The organism is Pirellulales bacterium (assembly GCA_019636335.1).
GTDB lineage: Bacteria > Planctomycetota > Planctomycetia > Pirellulales > JAEUIK01 > JAHBXR01.
Window position 1 is genome coordinate 137,611 of record JAHBXR010000004.1, and the last position, 18,544, is coordinate 156,154.

Annotated in this window: 17 protein-coding genes; 7 read left to right on the forward strand and 10 right to left on the reverse strand. The window is 63.6% G+C overall.

Going from position 1 to position 18,544, the window contains the following annotated elements:
- Positions 1–14: 14 nt before the first annotated feature.
- From KF708_05915 to KF708_05935, 5 genes are all read right to left on the reverse strand, one after another.
- On the reverse strand, positions 15–881 hold the full coding sequence (locus KF708_05915) for a hypothetical protein (GenBank protein ID MBX3412236.1): 867 nt from the start codon (positions 879–881) through the stop codon (positions 15–17).
- 72 nt (positions 882–953) lie between these two features.
- Positions 954–1,346, reverse strand: a complete 393-nt coding sequence (locus tag KF708_05920; protein ID MBX3412237.1) for a type II toxin-antitoxin system VapC family toxin — start codon at positions 1,344–1,346, stop codon at positions 954–956.
- A complete protein-coding gene (locus KF708_05925; protein MBX3412238.1) occupies positions 1,343–1,600 on the reverse strand; it encodes a type II toxin-antitoxin system prevent-host-death family antitoxin in 258 nt (85 codons plus the stop codon). The genes KF708_05920 and KF708_05925 overlap by 4 nt, the downstream gene beginning before the upstream one ends.
- 406 nt (positions 1,601–2,006) lie before the next feature.
- On the reverse strand, positions 2,007–3,119 hold the full coding sequence (locus tag KF708_05930) for a hypothetical protein (protein ID MBX3412239.1): 1,113 nt from the start codon (positions 3,117–3,119) through the stop codon (positions 2,007–2,009).
- Positions 3,120–3,121: 2 nt separating this feature from the next.
- Positions 3,122–4,417: a right-handed parallel beta-helix repeat-containing protein gene (locus KF708_05935; GenBank protein MBX3412240.1), complete on the reverse strand. Its 1,296-nt coding sequence runs from the start codon at positions 4,415–4,417 to the stop codon at positions 3,122–3,124.
- Positions 4,418–4,862: 445 nt separating this feature from the next.
- Between KF708_05935 and KF708_05940 the strand changes: the two genes are divergently transcribed.
- Positions 4,863–5,615: a hypothetical protein gene (locus KF708_05940; protein ID MBX3412241.1), complete on the forward strand. Its 753-nt coding sequence runs from the start codon at positions 4,863–4,865 to the stop codon at positions 5,613–5,615.
- Between the two features lie 65 nt (positions 5,616–5,680).
- Here the strand turns inward: KF708_05940 and proB are convergent, their stop codons facing one another.
- Positions 5,681–6,853, reverse strand: a complete 1,173-nt coding sequence (proB, locus tag KF708_05945) for a glutamate 5-kinase (GenBank protein MBX3412242.1) — start codon at positions 6,851–6,853, stop codon at positions 5,681–5,683.
- Positions 6,854–7,047: 194 nt separating this feature from the next.
- Here proB and KF708_05950 point away from each other — a divergent pair, with 194 nt between their 5' ends.
- Genes KF708_05950 through KF708_05960 form a run of 3 tightly spaced genes read left to right on the forward strand, consistent with a single transcriptional unit; the run spans position 7,048 to position 8,644 of the window.
- Positions 7,048–7,578 carry a hypothetical protein gene (locus tag KF708_05950; GenBank protein MBX3412243.1) on the forward strand — a complete coding sequence of 177 codons (531 nt, stop codon included), beginning with the start codon at positions 7,048–7,050 and terminating at the stop codon, positions 7,576–7,578.
- Between the two features lie 12 nt (positions 7,579–7,590).
- A complete protein-coding gene (thiS, locus tag KF708_05955) occupies positions 7,591–7,797 on the forward strand; it encodes a sulfur carrier protein ThiS (protein MBX3412244.1) in 207 nt (68 codons plus the stop codon).
- 7 nt (positions 7,798–7,804) lie between these two features.
- The gene (locus KF708_05960) at positions 7,805–8,644 is read left to right on the forward strand and encodes a thiazole synthase (GenBank protein MBX3412245.1); all 840 of its coding nucleotides are present in this window, start codon (positions 7,805–7,807) and stop codon (positions 8,642–8,644) included.
- A 15-nt stretch (positions 8,645–8,659) separates the two neighbouring features.
- On the opposite strand, the gene KF708_05965 is transcribed toward KF708_05960, so the two are convergent.
- Positions 8,660–10,234 (reverse strand): hypothetical protein, encoded by a 1,575-nt coding sequence (locus KF708_05965; GenBank protein MBX3412246.1) that lies wholly within the window; start codon positions 10,232–10,234, stop codon positions 8,660–8,662.
- 6 nt (positions 10,235–10,240) lie between these two features.
- Complete coding sequence (locus KF708_05970; GenBank protein MBX3412247.1) at positions 10,241–11,914, reverse strand: hypothetical protein; 1,674 nt, start codon at positions 11,912–11,914, stop codon at positions 10,241–10,243.
- Between the two features lie 335 nt (positions 11,915–12,249).
- Here KF708_05970 and KF708_05975 point away from each other — a divergent pair, with 335 nt between their 5' ends.
- Together KF708_05975 and KF708_05980 are read left to right on the forward strand one after the other, a co-directional pair.
- Positions 12,250–12,723, forward strand: a complete 474-nt coding sequence (locus KF708_05975; protein ID MBX3412248.1) for a DUF393 domain-containing protein — start codon at positions 12,250–12,252, stop codon at positions 12,721–12,723.
- 226 nt (positions 12,724–12,949) lie between these two features.
- Positions 12,950–14,341, forward strand: a complete 1,392-nt coding sequence (locus tag KF708_05980) for an undecaprenyl-phosphate glucose phosphotransferase (GenBank protein MBX3412249.1) — start codon at positions 12,950–12,952, stop codon at positions 14,339–14,341.
- A gap of 43 nt (positions 14,342–14,384) precedes the next feature.
- On the opposite strand, the gene KF708_05985 is transcribed toward KF708_05980, so the two are convergent.
- Entirely contained in the window at positions 14,385–14,612 is a 228-nt protein-coding gene (locus tag KF708_05985) for a hypothetical protein (protein MBX3412250.1), read from the reverse strand.
- A gap of 929 nt (positions 14,613–15,541) precedes the next feature.
- Here KF708_05985 and KF708_05990 point away from each other — a divergent pair.
- A complete protein-coding gene (locus KF708_05990; GenBank protein MBX3412251.1) occupies positions 15,542–16,693 on the forward strand; it encodes a hypothetical protein in 1,152 nt (383 codons plus the stop codon).
- 113 nt (positions 16,694–16,806) lie between these two features.
- On the opposite strand, the gene KF708_05995 is transcribed toward KF708_05990, so the two are convergent.
- On the reverse strand, positions 16,807–18,522 hold the full coding sequence (locus KF708_05995) for a serine/threonine protein kinase (protein MBX3412252.1): 1,716 nt from the start codon (positions 18,520–18,522) through the stop codon (positions 16,807–16,809).
- Between the last annotated feature and the right edge of the window lie 22 nt (positions 18,523–18,544).

An 18,544-nucleotide genomic window follows, 5' to 3' on the forward strand; every position in this document is an offset into this window, starting at 1 on the left:
CCCTCCGCCGCGATTTAAGTCAGCCGCGCGAGACGGCCCACGATCTCACCATGCGTGTAGGTCCGATCGGTCGGCAGCAACAGGCACGTGGCCTTGTCTCCCGTACAATCGAGAATCACCTGCACGTCGTTCGGTACGTCGAAGCCATTCGGGCAGGGCTCGTGGCCGTGGATCAGCACGTTGGCCGAAATGGCCTGGGCAAACGCCACCGCGTTCTCTCGCCGGAAGTCGCGTCCCCACACCAGCTCGAATACGCGTCCATGCTCGCGGAAGTCGATCGCCTCGAGCTGCTTCTCGAGAATGCTCGTGTCGAAGCCCTTGCGATCGACCTGCTCGGGCAGCGTGTGGCATACCACCACGTCCCCCGGCAGACGCACGGCCAGCGGACACGACTTCAAGAACGCCACCATTGCCTCGCGCACCTTGTCGACGGCCGGACCGTACATCACCTGCATGCCCATGCGGAACAGCAGGTTGAGCATCTTCTTCGCCTTGAGGATCGGGTATTCCGTCATCTCGGCGAGCTCGTGATTGCTGAGGATGAAGTGAACCCGGTCGGGATACTTCGCCTTGAGCTTGGCGACGTCCTCGAGCATCGAGTGGGACATGCAGCCGCCATTCTCGGGATAGGTTGGCCCGCCGTGGCAGACCTCCTGCATGATGAGGTGCCGCCGCGGATGGTTGTCGAGATCGGCCAGCTTGCGAATCGCGTTGAAGTTGCGCCGATGGCCGTGCAGGTCGGCCGTCACGAGCACGTCGTCCGCCATCTCGGGCGTAATGACGACGACGTTTCCCTCGCGCCCCGGCGTGCGCCGATTCGCCTCGGCCGCCTGGCGATAGGCGGCGATGACACCTTCGATGTAGTCGAACGGAGCAACCATTAAAGATCATCTACGAGCGAACGATCCGCTTTGATGAAGGCGGCATCACTTGCCAAGGAGCGCCACGCCACATTAACTGGCCGCTTTGTGCAATTGTTCGTCCAACGATGCCAAAGGTAATTGTCGTCGTTGTGCAAGTTCCAAATACATCGAGTCGTAACAAGTAAGGGCAAACTTTCTCGCGAGAGGTAAGAACTGGGAGAAGGGCTGTTCAGGCGAGAGGAGTTCTACTTCTATTCCAAGCTTGAGCAAATCCGAGATGAACCGCGCCGATTCGACCTCGGTAATGCGTCCCTTTCGTTCGGCAAGCCCCACGACGTTGGCAATCTCGAGGAACCACCAGCTTGGCACCAAGGCAGTTTCCTGCTCGAGGCGCACGAGAAGTGTATCCGTGCTTTCGGTGGCTTCGTCTTTGAAGAGCCAAGTCAGAGCGACGGACGCGTCCACGACAAACGCCGCGCTCATCGCCGGCCCTCTTCGATGAGATCGCGGATCTTGAGGTCGCCTAGACTTAACCCCTTCTGGAGTTCTTGAATCCTCCGAATCGCGTCGCGACGCTCTTCCTGAGTGTGCTGGCGTGCCACGGGCACAATCCGCGCGACCGGCTGCCCATGCTCGGTGATGATGATCTCTTCACCCGAGGCCACTTTTTCCAGCAACTCTGGAAAATGAGCCTGCGCTTCGAAGGCAGCGAACGTATTGAGGGGTTGTGAGCTCATACCGTGACCCGAGGTTTGCCCGATCCCTCAAGTCTACTGTGGCGCCGCCGGAAATCAAAAAACGATGGTGTGCGATGCGGAATCAGTCAAGGAATGCCGTTTTCACGGCCTCGCGAGCGATCTCAACGTCCCGCCGGTAATGTTTGTTGTCGAGAATAATCTCTGTCAGTTGTTGTTAAAGCCGGATTTCTAATTCCCACAGCATGCGTTCCTCTGCCTGATCCTCAAAGGAATATCCTTGGCCGAGATCGCTGCACCGAAATAAGAAATCCCAAAGCACCAAAGCTTCTTGCCGGGTGAACTCGACTGTTATTCGGTTGGGAATTGACATCTCGTAATGGCACCACGAGTTTGGGCGATTCGAAGATTGCTCATGACCGAGTGAGCACCCACTCCGAATCGCCATTCACTGCCCGGCCTGCGGTGACTTGGCACTGGTTTCCGCCGGCATCGCGGCGATCCACTCGCGGATCAGTTCCACCCCTTCCTCATGCACGAGCCGCTTGCCCAGCTCGGGCATCATCACGTCGGCTTCGCTCGAGGCGATGCGGAAGGCCAGGATCGACTGATCCGGTTCGCCCGGCACGATGTCGTACTTCAGTCCGCCCGAGCCGCGTCCGGCGGCGACCGGTGGCTTGAAGATGCCGAACTTGAACGGTTCGGCCTGTGCCACCGACAGGTCGAGCCCCGAATTCCGGGCCGGTCCGCGGCCGTTGTGACAGTGCGCACAGTTCACGTCCAGCCACGCGCGAGCGCGTTCGTCGAGCGTGCCCGAATGTGGATCGTCCCACACCGCCATGCGCGGCGCGTCGGCCGGCGCCGGGGCACCCGACAAGGCCCCCGCTTTCGTCCAATGAGTCAATTGATTCTCGCTACCGCCGGCGTAGACGAAATCGCCGTTCAACTGGCTCCCCTTGGGGCCGATCGGGCGCATGATGTTGTCTTCGACCTTGTGGCACCCCTTGCACTGGTTGGCATTGGGCACCAGGTAGTCGATTTTGCGCTCGGCCCCGTCGGTGTGCGTCCAGGAGACCGGCATGATGCGGCCCCCCAACTGTAGCGTGGCCTCGGTCTGCTCCTCGTTCCAGAGATAAGGCAGGCCGACCCAGCCCGACTCTTCATGTACTAGGATGCGCGTTTCGAGTAGCCGCTCTCCCTGGCTGGGATCGCGCATGTCGTGCGGATACGCAAACGTCTTGGCGATGACCGTGCCGACCGGGAAGTCGAACGGCTTTTCAGCGTGGTACGTCGCGCTCGTGCCGGCCGGCAACTTCACGAAACGATACTTCGACGTGTAGTCCGAGAAGAGAGGCGTGTTCAGCGCGTAGGGAATCACCCCCGCGGCCGGCTCTTGCGTGGCGCCATTCCCCACGAAGAGACCATACGCCGAGAGCTTCTCGGGGGGCCCCTCCTCGACGATGGGGGCGCCCGATTTCGAACTACAACCACTCCACGCGACCGCCAGCAAGACAATAGCGGCGCAGCACGAAAGTCGCCGGCGAGACACGCCGCTTCGCATCGTTACTCCACTCCTTCAATCACAATCGCCGACAGCGGCGGAAGCTCGCCCTCGAACTTCGACAGGTCGCGCGTCATGCCCGAGGGGTCCCCCTCTTGCAGCTTCACCATGTCGAGGTACACGAAATCGGCGTCGCCGTTGTTCTTGAAGTAGATCCCCTTTTCCGGCGGAAGCTGGCCATCGACCAGTCGATCCTCGGGGGGCAGGATGCCGTCGTAGATGATGTCGGGCACCGGCATCTCGGTGATGACCGTCTTCAACAGCAGGCCGAACTCTCCTTGCGGATTCTTGCCCCCGTCTGAGATTTCGTTGTCGTGAATATAGACCGCCTCGGGATACGGATCGAACTTCGGATCGTCGTACTTCGTGCCGGTCGCCAGGAAGCTGATGACCGAGACGTTCGAGGTTTGGTTATTGCGAATCTTGTTGTTGAAGACCTCGACATGGTCGTTGGCCATGATCATCAGGCCCGTGCCCGAGGGAACCGACGCCACGATATTGCCCGCCTTGGCGAAGTTCTCGTGGTTGTTATCGGTAATCTCGTTGTTGTAGACGCGGCAGTGGCTGCCATCTTTCTTGTCGAGACCGGGCAGCGTGAACACGCCCAGGCCGCCGGTGTTGCCGCGGCAGATGTTGTCGTACACGTCCGCGCCGGTGGTATTCTCGATCTCGATGCCCATCACGTTGCGCTCGGCGATGTTGTTGCGCACGATGACGTTCTCCGACTGGCCGACGTAGACGCCGGCGTCCGAGCAATCGGTAACGGTGCAGTGCTCGACGAGCACGTTCTTCGAGAGCACCGGGTAGACGCCGTAGGCACCGTTGTCGGGGTGCGGCCCGCGCGTCCATTCGACGAGCACGCGACGGAACGTGCAGCCGTCGATGCCTTGCACCTTGATGCCGTCGGCCTTGGTATCGCGGATCGTTAGATCCTCGATCGCGAAGTTGTCGCAACCCGCGGCCACCTTGATCCCTTCGCCGCCGGCGCCGGCCCCCTGCGAGGCGAAGTTGAGAATCGTCTTGTCCATGCCGCGGCCGCGAATCGTCACGCCGGGCGTATCTTCGAGCGAAAGGGTCATGTCGAGATCGAACGTCCCTTCGGCGAATTCGATCACCTCGCCGGGCTTGGCGGCGATCAAGGCCTCTTGCGCCTGCTGTCGCGCCTCGGCGCCCGGTTCGATCACCGTCACCTTGGCGGCCGGTTTGCCGCCGTTGGCAGCCTCTCCCTCATGCTTCGCACAACCGACGGTCGACGCGACCACGATGAGTGCAAACGTTCCCCATATTGATATACGCATGACCTTCCCTCCTGGCACGAAAGGTTTTGCTGTACGCGCGGCCAACGAGCTGCTGAAAAGAACGGTGCAAGTACGCGTTCTGGGCTTCCGTTGGGCGCCCTAGCCTCATTGACTGCGCGGAGCGGTGTAAATGGCTGATTGCCGTAAGTGATTCATGGTAGCCGGGTACAAGGCGCGTGACAATCGCCGGACGACGTTCGCAATTGGTTTCCACCAACGAACTTCAGCCCCGCCACGTCGGGCGAATAAATTCGTCGCCCCGCTCTCCCGCTGCTACCATGACGCGTGGAAATCCTAGGGAATTGTACTCCGCTCGGTACCCGGTTCGGTTGCAGAAGGCCGCGAGCAACTCACCTGTATTTCCACGGCGCCGTACGTCGCCCGACCGACGTCCACGGCCGGGTGATTCGCAAGATCCTGGCGTGACTCCCCAAGGATAAATCGCGTGCGCGTGCTGCCGGTCCTGGATTTGATGTCGGGCGTCGTCGTGCGTGGCATCGGCGGACGCCGCGACGAGTATCGCCCCCTCGAGAGCCCTCTGATCGCGTCGCCCCAGCCCGTCGACGTTGCCCACGCGATCGCCGAGCGCTTCGCCAGCCGCGAGTTCTATCTGGCCGATCTCGATGCGATCGCCGGCCACGAGCCTGCCTGGGACACGTACGCCGCGCTCCTGTCGAGCGGGTACGACCTGTGGGTCGATGCCGGCCTGGCTGACCTGCCGCGCGCTAATGAACTGGCCGAGTTCGTGGCCCACGATCGTTCGCTCACCGGCGTCATCGCGGGACTCGAGTCTCTCCGGAATCCGCAGCAACTCGCCGAGATGCTCACCGCCGTCGGTCCCTCGCGGCTTGTGTTCAGCTTGGATCTCAAACACGGCTCGCCTCTGGCGCGGCACGAAGGAGCGTTCGGCGCCGACCCGTTCGACGTTGCGCGCGCGGCGCTGACCGCCGGCGTCGAACGGATGATCGTGCTCGATCTGGCGAACGTGGGACAAGACGCCGGCCTCGGCACGCTCGATCTGTGCCGGCGCATTCACGTAGCGGCGCCGCACGTCGAACTTGTCGCCGGCGGGGGCGTGCGCGGCCTCGACGACCTGCGCGCGGTGGCCGCGGCCGGCTGTCGCCGCGCGCTGGTCGCTTCCGCGCTGCACGATGGCCGCCTGACGCCCGCAGATCTGCAAGCTGCCGACGAGCTTTGATCCGGCCTAAAAGATACGGTGCATTTGGATGCGTGCCGGGTGAAACATGCCCTGCGAGGAGATGGTTAGCGCGTCGCCTGCTTACTCTCACCAGAGGAGTTCGTGACCATCAAGTTATCGCGATGGATCACTTCTTGATAAGGGCACTGCCCCAGCGCGGCCGCGATGGACTCGGTGCGCAGGCCCTTGATCTTGAGCACCTCTTCGAGCGAATAGTTGATGATGCCACGGGCGAACTCGACGCCTCGTGCGTCGCGCAGGCCGACGATATCCCCCTTGTAGAAGTTGCCCTCGGCTGCGGTGACGCCAATGGCGAGCAGACTGCGACCGTCCCGTTCGATGGCGCGGCGCGCGCCGTCGTCCAGCGTGAGATACCCGCGCGGCGGCACGGTGAAACCGATCCAACGTTTGCGCGCCGTGATGGCGGCGCCTTGCGCCAGGAAGAGCGTGCCCACCGTCTCGCCGGCCAGGATGCGCGTCAAACTGCCCGACTGCTTGCCGCCGGCGATGATGACGTTCTCCCCCGCGGCGGTGCAGATCTGCGCGGCCGTGAGCTTGCTGGCCATGCCCCCTTTGCTGAGCCCCGTGAAACGATCGCGCACGAGACCCCAGATCGATTCATCGAGCCGCGTGACCGTGGGAATCACCTGCGCGTCGGGGAGCGCCGGGTCGCTCGAATAGAGCCCTTCGACATCCGAGAGAATAATCAAGAGCGGCGCGCGAATCAGGTTCGTCACCAGCGCCGCCAGGCGATCGTTGTCGCCGAAGGTGGTTTGCAGCTCTTCGACGCTGACGGTGTCGTTCTCGTTGATGATCGGCACCGCGCCCAGCTCGAGCAGCGTGAGAATGGTATTGCGGACGTTCAAATTGCGCTGGCGGTCTTCCAGATCCTGCGCCGTAAGCAGCACCTGCGCGGCGTGGCGACCATTGGCACGGAGCGCGCGGTCGTAGGTCTGCACGAGATAGGCCTGCCCCACCGCGGCCACTGCCTGCAGATGGGCAAGATCGGCCGGGCGCTTCGTCAGCCCAAGCTGCCCCATGCCGGCGCCGACGGCGCCCGAACTGACCAGCACCACCTTGCGCCCCGAGGCGAGAATGCCGTTGATCTCGGCGGCCAGCGCCGCGACGCGTCCCTCGTCGAGCGTGCCCGAGGCCGACGTCAGGGGGCGAGTGCCGATCTTGACCACCACGATCTGAGCCGTCGCGGCGATTTCCTGGCGAACGAGGTCGGTCGGCATCGTGGTCGTCTAGGGGTGTCGCGGAAGGCGTTGGAAGGAGTCAGGCGCCTAGAATACTCGAAGGGCGCCACGTCGCCCAGGTTCGCCTGTCGTGCCCGCCTTTGGCTGGCAGGCCCGCCAGACCTGTTGTACGATGACCCGGCATGGAGCGAGGTGTTCCATTCTCAGGACAGCGAGGGGAGGAGGCGGTCGATATGTGGCAGGCTTGGAAGCAATCGCGCGGCGCTTGGCTCGTGCTCGGATTGTGCTTGGGAATGTTTGTCGGCAGCTTGCTGCCGGGCTGGCCCGACACGCCGCTGCACGCCGTGGCGACCGACCGGCACGACAACTTCGCCATCGCCACCGGCGCCCTCGACGAAGACATCGAAGCGGTCTACTTCCTCGACTTTCTCACCGGCGACCTGATGGCCGCCGCCCTGGGCGTTCAGTCGGGCAAGTTCATCGCCTTCTACAAATACAACATCATGGGGGACTTCCAGGTCGACGTGGCGAAGAACCCCCGCTTTCTGATGGTGACCGGGTTCGCCAACCTGGTGCGCGGGGGCGCCCGCTTCCAGCCCGCCAATTCGGTTGTGTACATCGCCGAGCTCAGCAGCGGCAAGGTCGGCGCCTACGCGATTCCCTGGGATCCGACCTCCCATCGCCGCAATCAACCTTTCACCGGCAGCTTTGTCGCGCTCGACGTGAAGCAGTTCCGCAATGTCGCCATTCGCGAGCAGGAATAACACGCGCAGGCCATGTCGCTCGAAATCACGGTGAACGGCGAACCGCGCACGATCCCCCCCGGGACGACCGTCGCCCGGTTGCTCGAAGATCTCGGCGTAACACCGCGCCACTGCGCGGTCGAAGTGAATCTCGAGCTCGTGCCGCGCGCGCGCCAGGCCCAGCACGAACTGGCCGCCGGCGACCAGTTGGAAGTCGTCACCCTCGTAGGAGGAGGTTAGCGCTCGGATGAGCACGTCTCTCGAGTCCGATGCCGCCTTGCGCATCGGCACGCACACGCTGTCGAGCCGTCTGATCGTCGGCACGGGCAAGTACGCCAGCTACGAGCTGATGGCCGAGGCGCTGGCCCTCTCTGGCACCGACTGCATCACCGTCGCCGTGCGCCGCGAGCGCCTGGTCGATCAGGCGGGACGCAACATTCTCGACTTCATCGATCCCGAGCGCTACCTGCTATTGCCCAACACGGCTGGCTGCTTCACGGCCGACGATGCCGTGCGCGTGGCGCGGCTGGGGCGCGAGATCCTGCTGGGGCTCGAAAACCCCGGCGCCGATTGGGTCAAGCTCGAAGTGCTGGGCGATACGCGCACGTTGCTGCCCGATCCCGTCGCGACGCTCGAAGCTACCCGGCGCCTGGTCGACGAAGGCTTCCAGGTCTTGTGTTACACGACCGACGATCCGGTGACCGCGCGTCGCTTGAAGGAAGCGGGGGCGGCCAGCGTCATGCCCGCGGGCAGCCCGATCGGCTCGGGACAGGGAGTGCTCAATCCGAACAACATTCGCATCTGCCTCGAGTACCTCAAAGAAAACGATCCCGACTATCCGGTGATCGTCGACGCCGGCGTCGGCACCGCGAGCGACGTCACCATCGCCATGGAGCTGGGGGTCGATGGCGTGCTGCTCAACACGGGCATCGCGCATGCGCACGATCCGTTGCTCATGTCGCGTGCCATGAAGGGGGCCGTGGAGTCGGGCCGCATGGCCTATCTGGCCGGTCGTATTCCGAAGCGACTCTATGCCACGGCGAGCAGCCCGGAAGAAGGGGTCGTCGCCCGCGCTCGTCCGCGCTAAAGCACAGACCGTACGCTACTCCTTCTTTGGCGATCGGGCCGGCGCCGGCGCGGCGCCGGTCGCTGAGCCCAACGGAACGGCCCCCGGCTGCACGTTGCTGGGCGTGGTGGAGCCCCGCGGAGCCTGTCCGGGCGCGCCCGCCGCGGGCTGATTCTGACCGGGAGCCGGCGCGCTACCAGGTCGGGGAATCCCTCCTGGCCGGACCGACGCCGGGTTCGCCAAAGGTTGCTCCGGCAGCGACGTCTTGCCCGGCAACCCCGAACTTAACGGCGCGGCATTCGGCTTGTTCGCCCCCCCTTTCGACTTGCCCGCCGTCGCCGCTGTCTCGCTGTCGGCGTCGCGCAATGGTGGCAGCTTGTCGGCATCGAAATCGGTCGGATGTGGCTGCTGGACCGTCACCTCCGAAGTGGGCAATCCGTCTTCGTACAGGACCTGCGAGATCAACACGCCCTCTGCATCCCACTGCGACCAGGTGTCGATGGGAAAGCCCTTCTTATAAAACTGCACCGCCATGGGGCGGCCATTGTCGTGCCAGTAGTCGATACGTCCGTCGAGCTTGTCGTCGACGTAGCGTCCGACGGCGCGGCGCTCGCCGTTGGCGTGCCATTCGGTCCACTCTCCCTGCTGCCGGCCATGCTCGTAGAGGGCCTCGCGCTGCTTCACGCCGTCGGGAAAGTAATTGATCTCGACGCCGTGGAGATTGCCGTGCTGGTACAACGCGTCGACGATCAAATGATGGCCGGGCGCCTCGCCCCATTCGCGCCAATGACCGTGAATCAGGCCGCTCAGATACTCGGCCTCGATCTGTGGCGCACCATCGGGATAGTACTTCGTTGCCTTGCCGGTCAGGTAGCCGTCGTCGTAGTCCCCCTCGAACTTGAGCTGGCCGCCGACGTGCCATTCCTGCACATGCCCGTGCAAGCGGTGGCGATCGTAGTGCTCTTCGCGGGCGAGCAAGCCGTTGGCGAACCACTTCTGGGCGGGCCCGTGCTTGATGCCTGCCACGTAGTTTTCGACCGACTGCGTTTTCCCACTGCGGTACCAGATGGTCACCGTGCCGTCGTAGAGCCCGGCCTTGAAACTCGCTTCGAGGCGCTTCACGTTTGGGCCTTGAAAATCGACATAAGGACCATGACGCTTGTCATTCACGTAATGGGCCTCGAGGGCCAAATCGCCCGAGGGCGTGTAGCGTACCTCGCGTCCCTCGCGCGCGCCGCGCCGGTAGTTGTTCTCGATGCGCAACTGCCCGTTGGGATGCCACTCTTGGGCCACGCCGTCGAGTTGGCCATCCTGAAAGTGGCGCTGGCTCGACATTTTGCCGTCGGGAAAGTAGCGCGTTTCGACGCCGTGCGGCACGAGTTGCCCCTTGGCGTAAAGGCGCATCTCACAGCGTAGTCTCAGCGTGCCGTCGGGATACTTCTCTTCGACGACTTCTAACTTGTCTGCCGGCGCCTTCGCGGGGATAGCGGCGTCGGCGGCCTCGGCGCGCGGCAAAAGCACACCCGCGCAAAAGATCGCCCACACCCACGCGCCGATACAGAGCGTCTCGCGCAAGCGAGGCGATTTCATCGAAGGCCAGGCAGCAATCACGGGACTTTATTCTCCCTCGCGCAACGCATCGAAGTATTTCTGCGCATGCTCGCGATAACCGCGTGGCAGACGCTGGCCGGTGAGTGGATCCTCGGCCGCCGATTCCACGTTCTGGAACTGCGACTGAATCTCCTGCTCGACGCCGACCTTGCTCGACGGGCCATCCACCTCGCCCACCATGACCCCGCCGCCAGGCTTCACCTTCTGTCGCACGCTCGTGTCGTAGGTCGAGGTGGCGAGATCGGGTCCCGGCTTCTTATTGCGACCGACACCATGCCCGGGACGCGAGTTCTTGCCTTCGCGCTCTTGCTGGCAGACTTTGCAGCCGGCGCCATGGCATTGTTTGCACTTCATGGCCCCCTTGGCGTCGGCGATCTCCTGCATCGCCTCGTCGAGCTGTTCGAGCTCTTGCATCTCGCGCTGGAGCGACTCCATTTGCGACTGCATGTCCGCCAACGCTTCGCCCGCCTTCTTGTTGTCTCCCTGCTGCATTGCCTCGGCGCACTCGGCACACTGCTGCGCCATTTTACGCATGTCCTTCTCGCGCTGGGCCTGCTTGGACATGCTGGCTAGCTGGCGTTCCATCTGCTGGGCGTCGGCCTTGCGCCCTTCTTTCTGCGCCTTGGCCAGTTCCTGTTCGAGCTTTTGCCGTGCTTCTTTTTGCTTCTGCGCCTGTTGGTTGAGCTTCTCGGCCATCGCCTGCATCTGCTGGGCAAGCTGCTTCTGCTCGGCCTCGCCCAGTTGGCCATCCTGCAGCTTCTGTTGCAGCTTTTCGAGTTCCTTGAGGGCCCGTTCGGTATCTCCCTCGCGCACGGCCTGGGCAAAGCGGTCGGCAGGGCCTGCCTGCAAGTTCTCGAGCTGGCTGAGCTGTTCCTTCAATTCCTTCGAGCCGGCAAGTTCCTCGCGCCGCTTTTCCAACTCCTTGGCCAGGTCGTTGAGGCCAGTCAGCGCCTGCTTGCGATCGTCCTGCTCCTTGTCGGCCAACTCGCGCGTCCCCTCTTCCAACTTCTTGAAGAGCTCTTCGGCTGCCGTGAGCCCTTCTTCCTCGGCCTTCTTGCGGCGCTCGCTCAGCTTCTTCTCGAGCGACGTCGACGTCGTCTTGATCTGCTTCTTGACTTCGAGCGTTTCCTGCCGGGCCACGGCCTGCTGCTGGGCAGGCACCGGGTTCAGCAGCCACGCCACCAGAAACGCCACCACGGCCGGCGCCAAGGGCAACCACGACGCCCGCGTCAAACGCACGCGGAACTGTTCTCCCACGTGCAGGCGCTCGACCCGCGCCGCCGCGTCGGCAATCAAGGCACGGCCCACCGGGGTCTCGCGCGTCGCCTCGTCGAGCGACAACGAACTGGAGACGCGTTCCTTGAGTTGAAAACGGCGGTCGATCTCGATGGCGGCGTCCATGGTCCGGCGGCGGCGCCACGCCGTCCAGACCAGCGCGATCGCGATCCCCGCGGCGAGCGCCCCCACGAGCCAGGCCGCCGGCCCGATGCCCAGCGGGCGGTACTTTTCCACGCCAATGCCCAGGGCGGCGAGGCACAAGGTGGCCGTCCAACTCCACCCGAGCGCGCGGAGAAACTGCTCGAAGATGAGTCGGCGCAAGGCACGTTGTACTTGACGTCGCAGCACGTCCATCTTGGCGATCTCCCAGACAGAAACCGCGGCAACGAACGGCGGGATCACCGCCGGCCACGGTCCATTCCACTAGCAGCCGGCCGGGCGTCGCGACGCGCCTGGCTAACCGCTTCTATATAGTGTACTCACGCACGTTGTAAGTTTAGCGGAGTCGAACCGCCTGGGGCGAACGGATTTGCCCGAAATGTGCGTCGCAGGAGCGTTCCACGAAGACTTTACGGCCCGTTGCGCGGCGTGTACGGCTTGCGGTTGCACTGGGGGGGAGCCGCGCGACTGAGCTTGTTGCTCACCCGCTGCCCCCCTACGATTTACCCGCGCCCCGGTAGTGGCCTGCCTTGCGGCAGGGCCGGCTGCCGGGCGGGGGCCTGTCCCAGGTGATAGCCATGACCGCCACCGCGACTGCCGACAAGCCTGCCCGCCCCGAGCCCCGCACGATTCCGACCCCCACCGATCGGCCCCAGGCCGACATCGTGCTCTACGACGGACAGTGCAAGTTTTGCCTGGCGGGGGTTGAACGCTTGCAGTTCTTCGATTGCCAGAAACGGCTGGCCTATCTGTCGTTGCACGATCCCGAGGTCGCCCGTCGCTGGCCCGATCTGGATCACGACGAGCTGATGCGCAACATGTACATCATCGAGGGGGCCACCGGCCGCCGGCATCGGGGCGCCGACGCCCTACGCTATCTGACGCGGCGGCTGCGCCGCCTGTGGTGGTTGGCGCCCTTGCTGTACATCCCCGGCTCGATGCCCTTCTGGCGCTGGTGCTACTCCCAGTTCGCCACGCGGCGCTACCTGCTGTTCGGCAAGGTCGAGGCCTGCGATAGCGGTAGCTGCAGCATTCATTTCAAGCCGCGCTAGCAGGTCGGGGAAGTATTCCTCGGCCTGTGCGAGCCGTGAGCTGCTTCGCTGCGAACCTGGCGAGGGGGGAAGAATGCACCACGGGGGCAGTCTTCCCCAGGCTATTAGCCAGCAGGGCCAGCTCGCGTTGACCCGTGCCAGCGCGAGTGCTACAAGGGTCCACCGCGCGGCAGTCTACCTTGCCGCGCGGGGACTTCTTTTCACTCCGCTGTGCGAGGGTACAAGGATGTACCGACGTCACGGTCAAAAGCTGGCGCATGTCTTTCTGCTCGTCGATCTTGCGGTGACGGTCGCGGCCTGGCTCGCGGCCTATGCGCTACGCTTCGGCCTGGTGGCCTCGCCCGAAGGGATTCCCCGCTTCGAGCTCGTCGTGGCCGGCATTCCCTTCGTGCTCGTGTCGGCCGCCGTGGCCTACCGCGCCGCGGGGCTCTACGAAATTCACCGCCTGCGCGAGCTTCCGCGCGAGCTCGGCGTCGTCTGCCGCGCTAGTGGGCTGCTCTTTCTGATCACCATCGCCGTCACGTTCTTTCGTCGCGATCTGTACGAGTCGCGCCTGGCGCTGCTGCTGTTTCCCGCGCTCAACGTGCTGGGAATGGCGGTGGCCCGCCGCGCCGTGTGGCAGGTGCTCAAACGCTTGCGACGCAACGGCTTGAACTACGGCCGGGCCGTTATCGTCGGCGTGGGTCGCACGGGGCGGCGGGTCGCGCGAACCATCGAGCGCCACGACTGGACCGGGCTCGACGCGGTCGGCTTTGTCGACGATCAACTGGCGCCGGTCGAATCGAACGTGCTCCCCCGTCTCGGCACGATCGACCGCTTGGGACAGATCGTCGCCGAACACGATATCGATCACGTGTTCGTGGCGCTCCCCCTGGCCCGTTATGGCGAATTGCCGCGGATCTATCGGGAACTGGCGGGCACGTTCGTCGAGGTGCAACTCGTGCCCGACGTGCCACAACTGACCGGCATGCGCATCCGCACGCTCGAGATCGACGACGTGGCCTTCTTGAGCCTGCTCGAAAGCCCCCACCGCGGCTGGCACCGCGTGGCGAAACGGAGCGTGGATTTGGCAGTCGGATTGGCGGCGATTGTGCTGCTCGCGCCGCTGATGGCGCTGGTCGCGCTGCTGGTCAAATTGACCAGCACCGGTCCGGTCTTCTATCGTCAGGCGCGAGTCGGACAGGGAGGGCGCACCTTCCACATGCTGAAGTTCCGTAGCATGCGCCTCGACGCCGAGGCCACTACCGGGCCCGTTTGGGCCACACGCGACGATGACCGCACGACTCGCGTCGGACGCGTGCTGCGGCGGTGGAGCCTCGACGAGCTACCGCAGCTTTTCAATGTGCTGGCGGGGGACATGAGCCTCGTCGGGCCACGCCCCGAGCGTGACACGTTTATCGAGCGGTTTCGTCGCGAGTTGCCGGGCTATACGCAACGCCATCGCGTGAAAGCCGGCATGACCGGCTGGGCCCAGGTGAATGGCTGGCGCGGGAACACGTCGCTGCGCCGCCGGCTCGAGTTCGACCTGTATTACGTGGCGAACTGGTCGCTGCTTTTGGATCTGAAGATCCTCTGGCTGACGCCGTGGCGCGGACTGCGGCATCGCCACGCCTATTAGAAGCAACGTCGATTGCACGCTCGCCGATCGCGGGCCGAGGCTGCTAGACGGCGTACAGCACGCGTCGCTGCACGTCGATCGGTTGCCGGTGGAATTCATCGAGGGCGTGGCGCAACGCCGGTTCGAAGTGGCTCTCGATGGCCCGATCGAGCACGTGGTAGACGTACTGTTCCCGTCCCAGCGTCGTCGCGACGGCCCGTCGCAACTCGACCAGTTCGTGTAGCAGGTCGTTCAGAGTTTCGATTTCGGAGTCGAGGTTTTGTTCGAGCATGGGTGGGGATGGTCGTCGCCGTGGCCGACCAGGATTGAAGAGCGATCAGGGGCTGGTCCTACTGACATCACACGGATGCTGGAGAATGCGGCAGGGAAGGCGCTTTCCCCAAGCACGGAAGTGTCCTGCCTGAAAAAAACTTAGCTCAAACCACAGCCGCGCGGGGCATCAAGAGAACGCCGGCAAAAGGGGGGTGCCGTGTGTGAATGCGCAAAGTGTGAACCGTGAATAAATTGCGAATATTCGCGAGCTCCCCCTTCGAGGTGTAAAGGAACATTGTAAGCCAAATAATTAGCTATTTACCGAAACTGGGGCATGGAATTTGCTCGACTGATTCGCATACAATGGGCCGCTCAAACCGAGCCAAGTGATTTCCGACAAGTTTCCTCGTAATTCGGTCTGGAGAAGGAGCCGACGCCATGTGGCCAAGTCTTCGCAAACCTTTGCCTGTCAGAGGCTTGCCCTTGACAAAGCAAAGCCAGATTTCTTAGACTCCGCCGTTGGCATCAATTGGTAAGCGATTTTTTCCACTGTCCGGATCTGTCTGCTAGCGGACTAACTTCATGGAACCCTACTGCCCGCCGGCGCACCTCAAACTGCAGCAGGTGTCAGCAGAAGGCAAACCGGACGGACCATGTGAAGAAGGCGTGGGGGGATCGAAACCAGGCGGCAACCGCACACGTAAATAAGAGAAAAGCAACGAGACGCGACAGAAATAAATCGCACTTGGCATGAGCAACCGGCCCTGCACGGAACAGAGAGCCAAAGGGCCGTGATTTTGATTGATAACTAGTCGAAAGCACCGCAGCGCGGGTCGCAGGAAGCGATTCGTCGTGAGTGCTCGCCGACTCCCACCAAGCATGGTGGAGAGAGTTGAGACCGGTCCCAGTGCCTTCCCCCCCGAGGCACGCAAGACCAGGGAGGATCCCATGAAATTGAATCGGACCTCGGCAGTAGCAGAGTACAAGCTCGTCTCGCGCTTCGAAAAGCTGCGCCAAGAGCTGCTCGCACCTCAGTACGCCGACCGCCTGGAGAAGCCTCTCGCCTTTTGGGCCCTGCCCGCCGACCGCCGGCTGCCGCTGGCGTTCATGGGCTGCACGATTCGCGAGTTGCTCGAGACCCCTTTCGAAGAGCTGCTCGCCACGCCCGGCGTCGGCCAGAAGAAGATCAATTCGCTCGTCAAGCTTCTGGCGCGCGTCGCCAAGGAAGACCCGAACGAAGAACCCGCGACCGCCGCGGAAGAAGCGGTGTTCGACACTGCGGAAGTCGTCGTGCCCGTGACCGGCGATTCCTTCAACCCGAATGTGGTTTCCGAGGCGCTCTGGGCCCACTGGCGCGAATGCGTCCTGCAGCACGGTCTGGGACGCGAAACGCTGGGGCGTTTTGCTCCTTCGCTCGAGCATCTGCCGCGCGTGCTGTGGCAGACTCCACTCGAAACGTACACCGATTTTTCGTTGGCCAAGATCCGCCAGCTCAAGACGCACGGCGAGAAACGCGTCGCCGCGGTGCTCGAAGTGTTCGCCGAGCTGAATAAGATCCTCGGCCGGCTCGGACCACCGGGCGCCCTTTCGGTGCGGATCGTACCCCGTTTCGTTACCGAACTCGAAAGCTGGATCACCGGCGTGCTGGTCCGTCCCGGCGTGCCGAGCGATGCCGAAGTCGAGATGCGCTTCATCCGGCCCCTGGTCGCCCAGGTGCGGATCGACGCGGGGGCGAACATTGCCGAGCTCGTCGAAAGCCGCCTGGGGTTGCAGGGCGAGGACGCCAGCGTCCGCGAAGTGGCCGAGCAGTTGGGACTGACCCGCGCGCGCATCTACCAGTTGCTCTCCGACGTCGGCTGCATGATGAGCGTGCGCTGGCCCGAAGGTCAAAAGCTGGTGGGCCGACTCGTCCGGAAGCTCCATGCCGAGGGACATCCCGGTCGGGCGCTCGAGCAATTCGAGGCCGCCGCCGAGCTCTTCTTCCCTGGCGCGCACGACGTGAAGGTCGAGACGGACGACGAAGCTCGCACGATGCCCCTGCCGCACGACGAACTGTTCGGCGAGGAGCTGAACGACCCGACCAATCGGCTCGCCGGGTAAGTTCCACTCGGTCGGCATGCACGTACAAGGCCGCTTCACGCGAAGCGGCCTCTTTTTTGCGCGCATCAGCGACGGCCACTCACGCTCGGACCGCGCGGCGGGCCGAAACCCTGTCAACCGATCGTTTCCGTGCCGATCTCGGCGGGGGAGAGCGCAGGCGCGCTGTCCGTACTTTGCGGCGGCGCCTCGTCGCGACCGACCCACCAATGTGCCGCCATGTCCTGCGACCATTGATCCGCGCACGAGCTGGCCGCCAGGGCGCGTTCCAATTCCGTCGCGTCCTGGTAGCGTTCCTGCGGCTTCTTCGCCAGGCAACGCAGGACAATCGACTCGAGATCCGCAGGAATGTTGGGGGTTCGTTGCGAGAGAGGCACCACCTCTTCGCGGGCGTGCGCCATCATCACCTTCAAAGGCTTGTCGCCCCGAAACGGAGGCTGGCCGGTCAGCAGGAAGTACGCCACCGCCCCCAGGCTATAGACATCGCCACGGACGTCCGCTTCGACATTCTCGAGGAAGCGTTCTGGCGCCAGGTAGAAGGGAGACCCCGCGATGGCTCCCTCCTGGGTGAGCTTGATATCGCCCGTGTCCTCGAGCGAGCGCGCCAGGCCGAAATCGAGCAGCTTGGCCACGTCGAACACGCCCCCACGCTTCGAGGCGATGATATTGCTCGGCTTGATGTCGCGATGGACGAGGCCGATCGTGTGGGCCTCGACCAGCGCGTAACAGACCTGCCGCAGCAGGTGGACGGCCCGTTCGGGTTGAACCGGACCCTGCCGTTCGACCACTTCCTGCAGGCTCAGTCCCGGCAGGAACTCCATGGCGTAGTAGAACGTGCCATCCTCGGCGCGGCCGTAGTCGAACACCTCGACCGAATTCCAATGGCTGAGCTTGGCCATCAGCCGCACCTCGCGCTCGAAGCGGGCCAAGGCCTTGGCATCGGTCGATTGGGCCGGACGGATGAGCTTGATCGCACAGGGGCGCTTAAGGAGTTGATGCTCGGCCAGATAGACCTCGCCCATGCCGCCGCTGCCGATCTGTTCGGTCAGTCGATACTGGCCGAGCAGGCGTGCCTTGAAGGCCTCGCGGCGCAGCGCCCCGAGTTTGTACATGCCGTAGGCGCCCAGCGTATAAGCAATGGCCATCGCCACCGCCACGATCACCAGGTCTCCCCAGAACACTACCCGGCCGATTGCCGGAAGGACGAGCCCCTGCAACGAGATGATCGCCACCGGCGCCAGGGCCATCAGTGCCATCACGATCAAACCGCGCAGCGTCGTGTTCGGGATAAATGTGCTGTAGATCAGGATAAAGGCGAACCACATGAGCGAGATGAGCATCACGCGGTACTTCACCTCGTAAGGATCGACCACTTGCAACGGGTGCGAGGGGTCGACGATCCGCTGCAGGAAACTGAAGTGCAGCACGATGAACAGGGCGCTCAAGATGCCGAAGACGGCCACCTCGACGGCCCGCAACTCGACCAGCGAAAGCTGAATTCGCGTCCACAACAACACTGTCGCGCCGGTCAGGATGACGACCGCCAGCCCCTGGTAGAGCGTGGTGAAGATGGTCTCGTCCCGCGACTCGCTCAATCCCAGCCAGTTGCGCAAGACGAAGAAGGCCGTGGTCGAGGCGAGCAGCGTGGCCGCCACGCGCAACCGGTCGCGCAGCAGCTCGGCCGTCTCGACGGCCATGACCGGACCGGTTCCCTCGACGAGAGCGACTTGCGGTCGATCGACGCTCGGGAGAGAAGACTCCTCGCCCAGCGGCGTCTCGACCGTCTCGTCGTTCGAGACGTCGTCCAGCGGCTTTGGTTCAAACGGGCTCATGGAAGGAGCCTGGGGCCGGAAT

What these genes read in the sequence shown, in the direction of transcription:
- KF708_05915 (MBX3412236.1), bottom strand. Translation starts at nt 881, where the DNA reads ATGGTTGCTCCGTTCGACTACATCGAAGGTGTCATCGCCGCCTATCGC.
- KF708_05920 (MBX3412237.1), bottom strand. Translation starts at nt 1,346, where the DNA reads ATGAGCGCGGCGTTTGTCGTGGACGCGTCCGTCGCTCTGACTTGGCTC.
- KF708_05925 (MBX3412238.1), bottom strand. Translation starts at nt 1,600, where the DNA reads ATGAGCTCACAACCCCTCAATACGTTCGCTGCCTTCGAAGCGCAGGCT.
- KF708_05930 (MBX3412239.1), bottom strand. Translation starts at nt 3,119, where the DNA reads ATGCGAAGCGGCGTGTCTCGCCGGCGACTTTCGTGCTGCGCCGCTATT.
- KF708_05935 (MBX3412240.1), bottom strand. Translation starts at nt 4,417, where the DNA reads ATGCGTATATCAATATGGGGAACGTTTGCACTCATCGTGGTCGCGTCG.
- proB (MBX3412242.1), bottom strand. Translation starts at nt 6,853, where the DNA reads ATGCCGACCGACCTCGTTCGCCAGGAAATCGCCGCGACGGCTCAGATC.
- KF708_05950 (MBX3412243.1), top strand. Translation starts at nt 7,048, where the DNA reads ATGTGGCAGGCTTGGAAGCAATCGCGCGGCGCTTGGCTCGTGCTCGGA.
- thiS (MBX3412244.1), top strand. Translation starts at nt 7,591, where the DNA reads ATGTCGCTCGAAATCACGGTGAACGGCGAACCGCGCACGATCCCCCCC.
- KF708_05960 (MBX3412245.1), top strand. Translation starts at nt 7,805, where the DNA reads ATGAGCACGTCTCTCGAGTCCGATGCCGCCTTGCGCATCGGCACGCAC.
- KF708_05975 (MBX3412248.1), top strand. Translation starts at nt 12,250, where the DNA reads ATGACCGCCACCGCGACTGCCGACAAGCCTGCCCGCCCCGAGCCCCGC.
- KF708_05980 (MBX3412249.1), top strand. Translation starts at nt 12,950, where the DNA reads ATGTACCGACGTCACGGTCAAAAGCTGGCGCATGTCTTTCTGCTCGTC.
- KF708_05985 (MBX3412250.1), bottom strand. Translation starts at nt 14,612, where the DNA reads ATGCTCGAACAAAACCTCGACTCCGAAATCGAAACTCTGAACGACCTG.
- KF708_05990 (MBX3412251.1), top strand. Translation starts at nt 15,542, where the DNA reads ATGAAATTGAATCGGACCTCGGCAGTAGCAGAGTACAAGCTCGTCTCG.
- KF708_05995 (MBX3412252.1), bottom strand. Translation starts at nt 18,522, where the DNA reads ATGAGCCCGTTTGAACCAAAGCCGCTGGACGACGTCTCGAACGACGAG.